Origin of the sequence: Marimonas arenosa, from assembly GCF_030848945.1 — a bacterium.
GTDB classification, from domain to species: domain Bacteria; phylum Pseudomonadota; class Alphaproteobacteria; order Rhodobacterales; family Rhodobacteraceae; genus Marimonas; species Marimonas arenosa.
The window spans coordinates 129,410-142,094 of the sequence record NZ_JANHAX010000007.1; the positions used below are offsets into that span (position 1 = coordinate 129,410).

The following is a 12,685-nucleotide window of genomic DNA, read 5'->3' on the forward strand; positions in this document are numbered from 1 at the left end:
GTTCAGATCGCGAAAACAAAGGGTGGTTTTCGCGCTGGTGGTCCTGTGGAATCGAACCCGGGTATCCGGCAGCCATCCGGAGGCAATGTTCAAGAAAGGGAAAAACGGGACCGTTCGACATATCGACAGCATAGCGACGGGGGTGGATGCCAATGCCGCCGGCGACTTGTGGTTTCTGCCCAGCTACTCCATTCTGTCGAAAATGCCGGTGTTCTGGGCTGTGTCACCCTTCGCGGCGGGCACCTCGCAATCGTAGGTGTCATCGACACCGAAGGCGACGGGATTGACTCGGATACGGCGTCAGCAATGCTATCGAAGTGCTGCCGTAAGCAGGCGTCGTTGCAGCCAGCGATGCAGGAGATTTCAATCTTGTCACTCCACCATGCCTGCTAATCTTCGAAACCTGAGAACAAGCTAGGAGAAAAACCATGCCAGTCTTCAATCTGAACACTACGACGGGCGCAGTCGCGACGGCCAGCGACTCGCTTTATGTCGTGGGCGTCAATGCGCAGGTTCTGAACACCGTCGCGGCCTTCGACTTTGCGACATTCACCAACAGCACGCTTGTCGTGAACGGTCTGGTGGCCAGTGCAACGTCGATTGGTGTTTACTCGAGCGGGGCAGCGGCAAACAATCACGTGACCATCACGCAGAGCGGTTCGGTGATTGGCGATACGGATGGGATACGCCTGGCGCAAAACGCGTTCGTCAGCAACGCTGGCACAATCATGGCCTTGACAGACGACGGCATACAAATTGATGGAGCCGGCGGAACGGTCGAAAACACCGGTTCAATACAGGTGGAGGACAACGGCGTCGTGATTAACGGCGACAACGGAACCGTTCTGAATACCGGTTCGATCATCGCTTTGGACCGCGGTGTCTTTTTTGTTGGAAACAATCCGGAAGTCATCAACAGTGGGACGATCATCGGTGGATTTGGCGGCGTCGACCTGAGTTTTCTAGGAGCAGCCGAAATCAGCCAGGTTTCCAACACCGGGGTAATTCAGGGGGCGCAATATTCGATCCAGGGCGGGGCAGGCAACGACACGGTGGTCAATTCCGGCGTCTTGGAAGGTGACGTTCTGCTTGGCGGCGGTGACGACACCTATGACGGCCGCAACGGCACGCTGAATGGCGATGTCTCCGGTGGCGCGGGCAACGACACCTTCATCGTCGACGATGCCGCGACACTCATTGTCGAGAACCCCGGCGAAGGCACCGACGAGGTGCGCGCGACAGTCCGCTACATCCTCGGCGACAATCTCGAGAACCTGACCCTGCTCGGCGCCGACGATATCAACGGCCGCGGCAACGGCCTGGCCAACGTGCTGACCGGCAATGTCGGCGACAACGTGCTCGAAGGCTTCGAAGGCGACGACAGCCTCAATGGCGGCGCCGGGCTCGACTCGCTCTATGGCGGCGAGGGCAACGACTCGCTGCGCGGCGACAACGAGGACGACTACCTCTCCGGCTTCGACGGCAACGATACCGGGCTCGGCGGCAACGGCTTCGACGAGATCCTCGGCGGCCAGGGCGACGACAGCCTGCTGGGCCAGCGCGGCCAGGACACGCTCTACGGCGGCCCCGGCGACGATATCCTCCACGGCGGCCATGCCGACGACTCGCTGAGCGGCGGCAGCGGTTTCGACACCCTGACCGGCTACAGCGGCGACGACACCCTGAGCGGCGGGCTCAACGCCGACCGGTTCGTGTTTTCCGACGCCGGCGGCGGTTTCGGCAACGACGTGATCACCGATTTCGCCGCCACCAACGACGCCGAGAAGATCGACCTTTCCGGCGTGGCGTCGATCATCAGCTTTGCCGATCTTTCCGGCGGCCACATGAGCCAGGTCGGCGCCGACGTGGTGATCGATGCCGGCGGCGGCAACACCATCACGCTGCAAAACGTCAACATCGGCGATCTCGACGCCAACGATTTCATTTTCTGAGGCCGTGGACGCAACTGCGCCCGGTGCGGCGCCGCACCGGGCCGCAGGGTTTCGATTTCAGGTGTTTTCAGCCCGCGCTGTCTCGGCTATGGCTCGCGCAGCCAGGAGAGTGCGCGATGGACCATTTTCTTTACCGCAACGGCGAACTTCATGCCGAAGACGTGCCCGTCCGTGACATTGCGGCGGCAGTCGGTACGCCGTTCTACTGCTATTCCGCGGCCACGCTGGAACGGCATTACAGGTTGTTCGATGAGGCGCTCGACGGCACCGACCACCTGGTCTGCTATGCCATCAAGGCGGCCTCGAACGTGGCCATCCTTAAGCTGCTGGGCGATCTCGGAGCCGGCATGGACGTGGTCTCGGGCGGCGAGTACGCCCGCGCCCGCGCTGCCGGGGTGCCGGGCGAGCGCATCGTGTTCTCCGGCGTCGGTAAGACCCGCGACGAGATGCGGATAGCGCTTATGGGCGGTATCCGCCAGTTCAACCTCGAATCCGAACCCGAGATGGAAGCGTTGAACGCCGTCGCACTGGAGTTGGGCGTGGTCGCCCCCGTAACCATCCGCGTCAACCCCGACGTCGATGCCCAGACCCACGCCAAGATCGCCACCGGCAAGAGCGAGAACAAGTTCGGCATCCCGATCTCGAAGGCCCGCAAGGTCTACGCCGAGGCCGCCGCCCTGCCGGGGCTCGAGGTGGTGGGGATCGACGTACATATCGGCTCGCAGCTGACCCAGCTCGCACCCTTCCGCCAGGCCTATGAAAAGGTTGCGGTGCTGGCGCAGGAGTTGCGGGCCGACGGCCATGACATCCGCCGGCTCGATCTCGGCGGGGGGCTGGGGATACCCTATACCCGTTCGAACGAGGTGCCGCCGCTGCCCAGCGACTATGGCGCGATGATCAAGGAAACTCTAGGCCATCTCGGCTGCGAGATCGAGATCGAGCCCGGGCGGCTGGTGGCGGGCAATGCCGGGATCATGGTCAGCTCGGTGATCTACGTGAAAGAAGGCGAGGGCCGGAATTTCCTGATCCTCGACGCCGCGATGAACGATCTGGTGCGGCCGGCGATGTATGACGCGCATCACGACATCGTACCGGTGGCCGAGCCGGTGCCGGGCGGCGAACCCGCGACCTATGACATCGTCGGCCCGGTCTGCGAGACCGGCGACACCTTCGCCCGCAGCCGCGAGATGACCGCGATGCAACAAGGCGATCTGGTGGCGTTCCGCAGCGCCGGCGCCTACGGGGCGGTGATGGCCAGCGAATACAATTCCCGCCCGCTGATCCCCGAAGTGTTGGTGCGGGGCGATCAATTCGCCGTCATCCGGCCGCGTCCCAGCTTGGAAGAGATGATCGAACGCGATAATATCCCATCGTGGCTCTAGCCCCGTGGTGGGTGCCGGGGCCCCGACGCAAGGAGCCCGGCCGATCGACCCGCGATCCCGAAAAGACGCTCTGAAACGCCTGCGTTGGCCGCTCGGCCTGACGCGGGCGGGGCTTGTTGCGGAACGGGTCACGCATGCCTTCTGGCCGCTCTGGTCGCTCGCCTTCGTGGTGCTGGCGGCGCTGATGCTCGGGGCGCACGAGCGTGTCGCCGTCGAAATCTCCTGGGGGATCGGCGGGATTGCGCTGATCCTCGGGTTCGCGTTCCTGGTTCGCGGCGCGTTGCGGTTCCGCTGGCCGCGCCGAACCGAGGTGCTGGCGCGGCTCGATGCGACCATGCCGGGCCGACCGATCCAGGCGATGCTCGATGCCCAGGCGATCGGCGCCGAGGATGATGCCTCGCGCGCCGTGTGGGCGGCGCACCAAGCGCGGATGCGCGCCCGCAGCGAATCCGCCCGCGCTGTGCCTCCAGACCTGCGGGTGTCGTCGCGCGACCGCTTCGGATTGCGCTATATGGCGCTGCTGGCCTTTGTCGTGGCCCTGCTTTTCGGCTCGTTGTGGCGGGTCGGCACGGTGGCCGAGCTCGCCCCCGGTGCGGGCGCGGCCCAGGCGGCCGCTGGCCCGGCCTGGGAGGGCTGGCTCGAACCGCCCGCCTATACCGGCCTGCCGGTGCTCTATCTGGGCGACCAGCCCGAGGGGGCGCTGGACGCCCCGAAAGGCAGCCGCATCACTCTGCGTCTCTACGGCGACACTGCGGCCTTTGATATCAGCCAATCCGTTTCGGAGGCACCGACAGCGCCCGAACGGGCGAACGCAGATTCCGCCGCGCAGCCGCCCGACATTACCGTGACGCGCTCGGGGCATCTGGCCATCGAGGGCGAGGGCGGGCGGCGCTGGGAAATCGCGATGATCCCCGATGCCGCGCCCGAGATCGAGGCGACCGGACCGGCCGAGGCCAGCGCCGTGGGCGCCTTCACCATGCCGTTCGCGGCCCGCGACGATTACGAGGTTCTGGAGGGGCGCGCCCGGATCGAACTCGACCTGGCGCGGATAGATCGCCGCCACGGGCTTGGTCCCGACCCCGAACCGCGCGCTGCGATCGAGTTGCCACTGCCGATGCCGGTCGCCCGCGACCGGCAGGAGTTCGAGGACGTGCTGATCGAGGATTTCAGCGAGCATCCCTGGGCCAACCTGCCGGTGAAGATCACCCTGTCAGCCATCGATGCGGCCGCAAACGAAGGCATCAGCCCGGTGATCGAAACCGAGCTCGCCGCCCGGCATTTCTTTGACCCGCTCGCGGCAGCGGTGATCGAGCAACGCCGCGATCTCTTGTGGAACCGCGCCAACGCCGGCCGTATCGCCCAGATCCTGCGGGCGGTGTCGCACCGGCCCGACGGGGTTTTCAAGCATGAAACAACCTATCTGCGGCTGCGCGTGATCCTGCGTCGGATCGAGTCGATGGCCGCTTATGGCATGACCGACGCCCAGCAGGCTGAAATCGCCGAGGCGCTGTGGGAGCTGGCACTGCAATTGGAGGAAGGCACACTGGCTGACGCGCTGGAGCGGATGCGCCAGGCGCAGGAGCGTCTCAGCGAGGCGATGAAGAACGGCGCATCGGACGCCGAGATCGCCCGGCTGATGGACGAACTGCGCGAGGCGACACGCGATTATATGGACCAGCTGTCCCGCGAATTCGCGCAACAGAACCGCGGCAACCAATCCGACCAACCCGACCAGGGTCAGCGCGACGAGAATGCGATGACCATGAACATGGATGACATCCAGCGGATGATGGACCGCATCCAGGAACTGATGGAGCAGGGACGCATGGCTGAAGCGCAGCAGGCGCTCGAGGAATTCCAGCAGATGATGGAAAACATGCGAATCACCGAAGGCCAGGGCGGGCAGGGGCAATCGCCGGGGCAGCAGGCTTTGGAAGGTCTGGGCGAGACACTGCGGGAACAGCAGGGACTCTCGGACCAGGCGTTCCGCGATCTCCAGGAACAGTTCAACCCCAACAGTGACGCTGGTCAGTCGCAGGGCAACGAAGGCCGCTCGGGCGGGCTGGGACGCGGCCAGAGCCATGAAGGCCAGGGCCAGGGCCAAGGTCAGGGCGATGGCCAACAACCCGGTCAAGGCCAGGGTCAAGGCCAGCGCGACGGCCAGCCCGGGCAGGGTGGTGACGGCACGGCGCAGGATCTCGGCCAGTCTTTGGCCGACCGACAAAGCGCGCTGCGTCAGCAACTCGACCAGCAGCGCCGGGCGCTGCCGGGGGCAGGCACCGAGGGCGGCGATGCTGCCCGCGACGCGCTGGACCGTGCCGGTCGGGCCATGGACGGTGCCGAGGACGCGCTGCGGCGCGATGATCTGGCCGATGCCATCGACAAACAGGCCGAGGCGATGGAGAACCTGCGCGAAGGCATGCGCAATCTCGGCGAGGCGCTGGCCGAACAGGGGCAACGTCAGCCGGGTCAGGGCGAGAGTCCCGACAATCTCGCCGGCGGCCGCCGCGCCGACCCTCTGGGCCGCAACATGCGCGGCGCACCGGGGGTGGATGACAACATGTTACAGGGCGAAGACGTCTATCGCCGTGCCCGCGACCTGCTCGATGAAATTCGCCGCCGGTCGGGCGAACAGACCCGGCCGGAGCCGGAGCGCAACTATCTCGAACGGCTGCTCGACCGGTTCTGAGGGACAGAGTATTTCGCATCGTTTTTTGCGGGGCAGCCCAGCTTCACCACGACGCCTGGGGCAAGGAGCGAACGCGGCCACTCGGGCCACGATCTAGCACGCGTGTAAACAAAGAGTGAGGACGGACCGGCTGTCGCGTCCTGCCCGGGCCCCGTCGTCTATTCCGAACTCAGCCCGTCGAGGTAGCCGGTCAACTTCAATACCTGCTGGTCGAGCCAGGCCCGTCCGGCATCGACCCAGCCAACATAGCTTTCCAGCACCCCGGCCGCAGCGGGCACCATCTCGGCGATGTTGTCGGCGAACACGTAGAGGAGGATCGCCGCCACCGCCAGAAGCAGGATGCTGCGGAAACCGCTGGAGAAGCCCTTGGCCCGGGCCGGCGCTGGCGCTGCCGCGACATCCGCACCGCCATCGGCCGCTGCGGCACGCTCGGAATCCTTGCGCAGGGTGGAATTGATCTCGTCGATATCGGGCAGAAGATCGCGTCGCGAGGCGTGGGCGGCGAGATCGGCCTCGTCTCCCAAAACCTCTTCCTCGTCGAGCCCGCGCATTCGCGCCATGCGCAGCCGGGCTTCGCGCTCGCGGCGGCTGGTCTCGTCGCCGGGATCCTCGAGCCCGAGATCAGTCTGCATCTCGAGCCCCTCGGCCTCGGCGGCGCGGGCGTGCATTTCCTTCTCGGCCTCCTCGCGCAGAACCTCGCGTACCTCGGGGTCGAGGTCGCGGGCCTGCGGCGCCGGGGCGTTTTCGTCCCTGGGGTCTTCGAAACCATCCCAGTCGGCGCTCACCGTTTCGGGTTCGGGTTCGGGCTCGGGTTCCGGTAAAGGCTCCGGTTCCGGTTCCGGTTCTGGCTCCGGTTCAGGCTCCGGCTCAGGTTCCGCTTCCGGTTCAGGCTCGGGTTCCGGTTCTGGCTCCGCTTCCGGTTCAGGCTCAGGCTCGGATTCCGGCTCCGTGGCGGCCTCGGTTTCCCAATGGGCTTCGTCCAACGGTTGCTCTAGGTCTTCGGCAAGCTCCCGGTCCTGGCTCGGGTGCTTCTGGAACCAGGTGTCACCGCAATTAGAGCATTGCACATCCCGCCCGGAGTCCGGGATCACGTCATCCGGAACTTCGTACTGTGCCCCGCAATTCGGACAGATCAACCGCATCTTGCCCCCAATCACCGCCCTCACTGCCAATCCGGCGGCTTTTACTTTTGTCCTATACCATATGTTGTAACGCCGTTCAGGAAAAGGTCAAAGAATCTGCGCGGCCTCAGCCGCACCGGATTGCAACTTTTCTGCCTCTGAGGCATGACAGGGTCGAAGTCGGGCGCACAAGGCCAGGGAGGCGGGCCGTGATCGAGCTGGAAAACGTGGCCTACAGCTATGGCGGGGGCGAGCTTCTGAGCAGCATCACGCTCGCGCTGCAGCCGGGGTCGTTCCATTTCCTCACCGGACCCTCGGGCGCTGGCAAGACGACTTTTCTCAAGCTCTGTTACGGGGCGCTGGTACCGACCTCGGGCCACGCCCGGCTGTTCGGCGCCGACGTCCGGGGCATGAGTCGCGACGACATCGCGCTGGCCCGGCGCCGGGTCGGTGTAGTGCACCAGGACGTGCAGTTTCTCGATCACCTGCCGGTTGCCGACAACGTGGCGCTGCCCCTGACCGTTTCGGGCCGCAGCTCGATCGACGAGGGGGCCAATCTCAAGGAACTCCTGACCTGGGTCGGTCTGACCGAACGCGCCGACGCGCTGCCACCCGAGCTGTCGGGCGGCGAACGCCAGCGCGCGGCACTGGCCCGCGCCGTGATCATGTCGCCCGACGTGATCCTGGCCGACGAGCCCACCGGCAATGTCGATTGGGAAATGTCGCAGCGGCTGCTGACGCTGCTGATCGAACTCAACCGGATGGGCAAGACGATCATGATTGCCACCCACGACCTGGGGCTGATCCGGGCGGCGAAATCTCATGTTCAGGCACGAGTGCTGCGCATCTCGAACCGACAACTGCACCTGGCGGGAGCGGACCTGTGAAATTCGACCCGGCTCAGCTCCTCCACCTCGTTGTCGGCGATCCGCAGGCCGACCGGGTGGTGCCTCCGTCGGGCTTTACGGCAAAGCTGACGCTTTTTTCGGCCGGGGTGATGGCCTTTCTCGCGGTTTTCGCGCTGGCCTTGTCGCTCGCCTCCGGCCGGCTGGCGGCGCGCTGGAGCGACGAGCTGTCGCGGTCGGCGACGCTGCGGATCTCGGCCCCGTCCGACCAGATCGCAGCCCAGACCGCGGCGGCGCTCAGGGTGCTTGACACCACTGCCGGGGTGGCCTCGGCCCGGGGGCTGACCGCCGAGGAGCAGCGGGCGCTGCTCGAACCCTGGTTCGGGCCCGACATGCCGGTCGATACGCTGCCGATCCCGCAGCTGATCGAGATCATCGAGGACGACAACGGTTATGATCCGCAGGGTCTGCGCCACCGGCTGGCGGCTGAGGTGCCGGGCGCGGTACTGGATGACCACACCCGCTGGCGTCGCCCGTTGGTCGGGGCGGCCTCGCGGCTCAAGACGCTGGGCTGGCTGTCGATCGGGCTCATCTTCGCGGCGATGGCGGCGATGATCACGCTGGCGGCGAATGCAGCGCTGGCGGCCAACGCCCAGGTGATCCAGGTGTTGCGGCTGGTGGGGGCGCGGGACATCTATATCGCACGAGCCTTCGTGCGCCGGTTCACCCTGCGCGCCCTGACAGGCGCCTTTATCGGTACCACGGCAGGTCTGGTTGCCGTGGCGCTGCTGCCTTCGGCGCAGGAGGCCGGCGGATTCCTGACCGGGCTGGGTTTCGCCGGCGTGCACTGGTTGTGGCCGCTGGTCATTCCGCCGCTGGCCGCGGTGGTTGCCTTCGTTGCCACCCGCGCCGCCGCGCAAACCACGCTGAAGGGGTTGCGCTGATGCGGATGGCCTGGCGCTGGGGGATGTCGATACTGTTCGTGGTGGTGAACGCGCTGATGATGCTGTTTCTGGGCCTCGTGTTCCTGCCCTGGGCCGCGCTGTCGCCGCAGGGAGCGCTGGTTGCCTGCAAGGCTTATACCTGGTGGGTGCGCTTCACCTGCTGGGCGTTTGTCGGCATCACCTGGGAGGTGCGCGGCGAGGTGCCCACCGAAGAATGCCTGGTCGTGGCCAAGCACCAGTCATTCCTCGACATCATCATCATCTTCCAGGTCGTTCCGCAGCCGCGCTTCATCATGAAGCGCGAGCTTCTGTGGACCCCGATCATCGGGTTATACGCCTGGCGGCTGGGCTGCGTGCCGGTGGCGCGCGGCAAGCGCGGCACGGCGATCAAGAAGATGATGGCGGATGTGAAATCGGGCCGGGTAGCGCCGGGCCAACTTGTGATCTATCCGCAGGGAACACGCGTGAAGCCAGGTGATTATCGCCCCTACAAGGTGGGCTCGTTCGTGCTCTACGACCAGCTCGATCAATCCTGCGCCCCGGCCGCCACCAATGCCGGTTTGTTTTGGCGCAAGGGTACCATGCTGCGCCATCCGGGGCGCGCGGTGGTCGCGTTCCTGCCGCGCATCGCGCCGGGCGCTGCCCAGGCCGAGTTCATGGGGCGGCTGGAAAACGAGATCGAAACCGCGTCAAACGCGCTGATGCGGGAAGCGGGCTACGCGGGCGAGCTTCCGGAGGTGGGGCCAGCGCAGGGCTGAACCGGCCGCCCGTGTTTCCGGTCGGCGGACCGGCGTCAGCGCCGCCCCAGCATGAGGCTGTGCAGGATCAGCCAGACCATGAGCGCGGCGAACGCCATCCACTCCCAGATCACCGGGGTTGAGCGGGTGACGCCGTCGACCTGTCCGACCAGCGCCAGAAGCACGGCAAAGACCAGGTAAATCACCACCACCGCCAGGCTTGAGATCGCAAGCGCCCGGGGCAGGCGCAGGCGGATTTCTTGCAACCCGACCAGGCCCTGCAACACGACCGTGCCGAAGAAATAGATCATGGCCGAGCCTTCGTGCAGCGCCAGATCGCGCGAGGCGGGAAAGGCCGACATTCCGGCGCTGCCGATCACCACCGGCACGCCGATCAGCAAAAGCGCAACGTTGATCGCCCTGCCACCGCCCATCGCCATGAAGCTCATCACCAGAAGCACCAGAAAGCCATAGCGGATCGGCGCAACCATCAGCATCATGGTGTTGAACGTCACCATCGGCCATGTCGGCGTGTTGCCGATGTCACTGAGATAGGTGGTGAAAAGCGAAAATTCGTGACCCTGGACATAGATCAGCGTGGCAAGCGCGACCCCGCAAAGCCCGAAAGTCGCGGCAGTCAGCCCGACGATCCGCAGCAGGGCGGGCAGGGCGACTGTCGGCACGGAGGGATCTGAGACGCGCATGTGGCTTGCCTAGGTGCGCAGGCATGTATTGTCTTTGATCTCGATCACAGGACCGGAACGCCGCCGACCGGCCGGCGGAACATGCGCACCCACGCTGCCGCGTCAGGGGGCGATCAGCTGTGGATCGGACCGTCGCCGCAGGCCAGCGCCGCCTCGCGCACGGCTTCGGAATAGGTCGGATGCGCGTGGCAGGTCAGCGCCACGTCCTCGGCGCTGGCGCCGAACTCCATCGCCACGCAGAGCTCGTGGATCATGTCGCCCGCCGCCGGGCCGATGATCGCTGCACCGAGGATCCGATCGGTCTCGGGGTGGGCGATGATCTTGACGAAGCCTTCGCCCTGATGCACCGCCTTGGCGCGGGCGTTGCCCATGAACATGAACTTGCCGACCTTGGGCTTGAGCCCGGCCTCTTTCAGCTCGGCCTCGGTCTGGCCGACGGTGGCCACTTCGGGCGTGGTGTAAACCACCCCCGGGATCACCCCGTAGTTAACATGGCCATGCTTTCCCGCGAGCACCTCGGCCACGGCCATGCCTTCATCCTCGGCCTTGTGCGCCAGCATCGGGCCCGGCGTGACGTCGCCGATGGCATAGACGCCGTCGACCGATGTTTTCCAGTGGCTGTCCACCGCGATCTGGCCGCGCTCGGTCATCTGCACGCCCAGCGCGTCCAGCCCCAGCCCCTCGGCATAAGGCTTGCGCCCGGTGGCCACCAGCACGACATCGGCCTCGAGCGTCACGTCGTCACCGCCCTTCTTCGGGGCATAGGTCACCTTGGCTTTGGTCTTCAGCGCCTCGGCCAATTTCACCGCGGCGCCGGTGATGATGTTCAGCCCCTGTTTTTCAAGGATGCGCTTGAAGGTGCGCTGCACATCGGCATCCATGCCGGGGCAGACCGCGTCCATGTATTCGACCACCGTGACCTCAGCGCCCAGCCGTTGATAGACCGAGCCCAGCTCCAGCCCGATCACTCCGGCGCCGATCACGATCATCTTCTTCGGCACCTTGGGCAGCGTCAGTGCGCCGGTCGAACTGACGATCCGGTCCTCGTCGATTTCGACGCCCGGAATGCTGGCCGGTTCCGACCCGCTGGCGATCACGGTGTTCCTGGCCTCGTGGGTGTCGTCGCCGACCTGCACCTTGCCGGCGGCGGGGATGCTGGCCCAGCCCTTGATCCAGTCGATCTTGTTCTTCTTGAACAGGAACTCGATACCGCCGGTGTTCTGGCCGATCACGTCATCCTTGTAGGCCAGCATCTGTTTCCAGTCGACGCTGGGGCTTTTGCCCTTGAGCCCCATGCCGGCAAAGTTGTGCTCGGCCTCGTGCTTGAGATGGGTGGCGTGCAACAGAGCCTTCGACGGGATGCAGCCGACGTTCAGGCAGGTCCCGCCCAGCGTCTCGCGGCCTTCGACCACGGCGGTTTTCAGCCCCAGCTGGGCACAGCGGATGGCGCAGACATAGCCGCCCGGGCCGGCGCCGATGATGATCACGTCGTAACTTGCCATGGTCTTACTCCTTACGGCTGCCGCGTCCGCGGCGGATGGTGCTTTCCGGCACCCGTTTCACGATTTCCCCGCAGTCGGGGCAAAAAAGCCGCCCCGCCCAGAAGGGATGGGTCTCTGTTGCCTCGGCGCGGAAGGGACCGGCGTCGTCGAGGCTTTGGTAAGTCGGCCCTTCGCCCCTGCGCGAAGCCGGACCGATGCCGACGATCCAGATAACCTCGCCGGTTGTGCCGCATTTGCGGCAGGTCAGGGTTTCTGGGTCGCGGTAGGCCATGAATTAGCTCCGAAATTCGTAATCACCCAGCATATCGGATGCGAGTGCCAAATCTTCCGTGGTTAGTAGGTCTAAGTTGTCGTCCACCACCGTTTTCACCGAATAGAACTCATCGTCATCCAATATGTGCCCGCGTTTCAGGATAGACTTCAACCGCGCCATTGGATCGCCCATATCTACGAAAAAGTCGCGGCCGCTGGAGTCCTTGTAAAAGGCGAGAAATTCGCGCGCCGTGTCCTCATTGTGAACGATTGCTCCAGCAAAACCGGTGGCCATCTCGTTAAGCGTGGAACGCATGGCAGTTACCAGTTGACTGGCTGGCGCCTTTCGAGCATCGAATTGTTCCAACAGCAACTCACGCGACGGAAGAAGGCTTTCGGTGTCAAAGTCGCCAAAAGCCCTATCGCGTTCGATTTCAAAGGCGCGAACATGTACCCACACATCCAAAAGCTTGACGTATTCGTCACGAATTTCCGAGCGTGTCCGCCGCCTTCTCACGTTGAAACCTTTCGTCGTAGGGCGGGGTTTCACCCCGCCA

The 12,685-nt window shown here is 65.1% G+C and carries 12 protein-coding genes; 7 read left to right on the top strand and 5 right to left on the bottom strand.

Annotated elements, in window-relative coordinates:
- The first annotated feature begins 85 nt into the window (after window positions 1-85).
- From NO357_RS19285 to NO357_RS19300, 4 genes are all read left to right on the top strand, one after another.
- Complete coding sequence (locus NO357_RS19285; protein ID WP_306737376.1) at window positions 86-256, top strand: hypothetical protein; 171 nt, start codon at window positions 86-88, stop codon at window positions 254-256.
- 172 nt (window positions 257-428) lie between these two features.
- The gene (locus NO357_RS19290; RefSeq protein ID WP_306737377.1) at window positions 429-1,952 is read left to right on the top strand and encodes a calcium-binding protein; all 1,524 of its coding nucleotides are present in this window, start codon (window positions 429-431) and stop codon (window positions 1,950-1,952) included.
- A 116-nt stretch (window positions 1,953-2,068) separates the two neighbouring features.
- On the top strand, window positions 2,069-3,334 hold the full coding sequence (gene lysA, locus NO357_RS19295; protein WP_306737378.1) for a diaminopimelate decarboxylase: 1,266 nt from the start codon (window positions 2,069-2,071) through the stop codon (window positions 3,332-3,334).
- Between the two features lie 4 nt (window positions 3,335-3,338).
- Window positions 3,339-6,023: a TIGR02302 family protein gene (locus NO357_RS19300; RefSeq protein ID WP_376744405.1), complete on the top strand. Its 2,685-nt coding sequence runs from the start codon at window positions 3,339-3,341 to the stop codon at window positions 6,021-6,023.
- Between the two features lie 158 nt (window positions 6,024-6,181).
- On the opposite strand, the gene NO357_RS19305 is transcribed toward NO357_RS19300, so the two are convergent.
- Window positions 6,182-7,165, bottom strand: a complete 984-nt coding sequence (locus tag NO357_RS19305) for a zinc-ribbon domain-containing protein (RefSeq protein ID WP_306737379.1) — start codon at window positions 7,163-7,165, stop codon at window positions 6,182-6,184.
- Window positions 7,166-7,353: 188 nt separating this feature from the next.
- Between NO357_RS19305 and NO357_RS19310 the strand changes: the two genes are divergently transcribed.
- Genes NO357_RS19310 through NO357_RS19320 form a run of 3 tightly spaced genes read left to right on the top strand, consistent with a single transcriptional unit; the run spans window position 7,354 to window position 9,691 of the window.
- Window positions 7,354-8,031 (top strand): cell division ATP-binding protein FtsE, encoded by a 678-nt coding sequence (locus tag NO357_RS19310; protein ID WP_306737380.1) that lies wholly within the window; start codon window positions 7,354-7,356, stop codon window positions 8,029-8,031.
- Window positions 8,028-8,933 carry a cell division protein FtsX gene (locus NO357_RS19315; RefSeq protein ID WP_306737381.1) on the top strand — a complete coding sequence of 302 codons (906 nt, stop codon included), beginning with the start codon at window positions 8,028-8,030 and terminating at the stop codon, window positions 8,931-8,933. The genes NO357_RS19310 and NO357_RS19315 overlap by 4 nt, the downstream gene beginning before the upstream one ends.
- On the top strand, window positions 8,933-9,691 hold the full coding sequence (locus tag NO357_RS19320; protein ID WP_306737382.1) for a lysophospholipid acyltransferase family protein: 759 nt from the start codon (window positions 8,933-8,935) through the stop codon (window positions 9,689-9,691). Before NO357_RS19315 ends, NO357_RS19320 begins: the two co-directional genes overlap by 1 nt.
- A gap of 35 nt (window positions 9,692-9,726) precedes the next feature.
- On the opposite strand, the gene NO357_RS19325 is transcribed toward NO357_RS19320, so the two are convergent.
- From NO357_RS19325 to NO357_RS19340, 4 genes are all read right to left on the bottom strand, one after another.
- The gene (locus NO357_RS19325; RefSeq protein ID WP_306737383.1) at window positions 9,727-10,374 is read right to left on the bottom strand and encodes a hypothetical protein; all 648 of its coding nucleotides are present in this window, start codon (window positions 10,372-10,374) and stop codon (window positions 9,727-9,729) included.
- Window positions 10,375-10,487: 113 nt separating this feature from the next.
- Window positions 10,488-11,876, bottom strand: coding sequence for a dihydrolipoyl dehydrogenase (gene lpdA, locus NO357_RS19330; RefSeq protein ID WP_306737384.1), 1,389 nt, complete (start codon window positions 11,874-11,876; stop codon window positions 10,488-10,490).
- 4 nt (window positions 11,877-11,880) lie between these two features.
- Window positions 11,881-12,147, bottom strand: coding sequence for a hypothetical protein (locus tag NO357_RS19335; RefSeq protein ID WP_306737385.1), 267 nt, complete (start codon window positions 12,145-12,147; stop codon window positions 11,881-11,883).
- A gap of 3 nt (window positions 12,148-12,150) precedes the next feature.
- Window positions 12,151-12,678 (bottom strand): hypothetical protein, encoded by a 528-nt coding sequence (locus NO357_RS19340; protein ID WP_306737386.1) that lies wholly within the window; start codon window positions 12,676-12,678, stop codon window positions 12,151-12,153.
- Window positions 12,679-12,685 lie beyond the last annotated feature (7 nt).

Coding starts and splice junctions, on each gene's coding strand:
- NO357_RS19285 (WP_306737376.1), top strand. CDS start 86: ATGTTCAAGAAAGGGAAAAACGGGACCGTTCGACATATCGACAGCATA.
- NO357_RS19290 (WP_306737377.1), top strand. CDS start 429: ATGCCAGTCTTCAATCTGAACACTACGACGGGCGCAGTCGCGACGGCC.
- lysA (WP_306737378.1), top strand. CDS start 2,069: ATGGACCATTTTCTTTACCGCAACGGCGAACTTCATGCCGAAGACGTG.
- NO357_RS19305 (WP_306737379.1), bottom strand. CDS start 7,165: ATGCGGTTGATCTGTCCGAATTGCGGGGCACAGTACGAAGTTCCGGAT.
- NO357_RS19320 (WP_306737382.1), top strand. CDS start 8,933: ATGCGGATGGCCTGGCGCTGGGGGATGTCGATACTGTTCGTGGTGGTG.
- NO357_RS19325 (WP_306737383.1), bottom strand. CDS start 10,374: ATGCGCGTCTCAGATCCCTCCGTGCCGACAGTCGCCCTGCCCGCCCTG.
- lpdA (WP_306737384.1), bottom strand. CDS start 11,876: ATGGCAAGTTACGACGTGATCATCATCGGCGCCGGCCCGGGCGGCTAT.
- NO357_RS19335 (WP_306737385.1), bottom strand. CDS start 12,147: ATGGCCTACCGCGACCCAGAAACCCTGACCTGCCGCAAATGCGGCACA.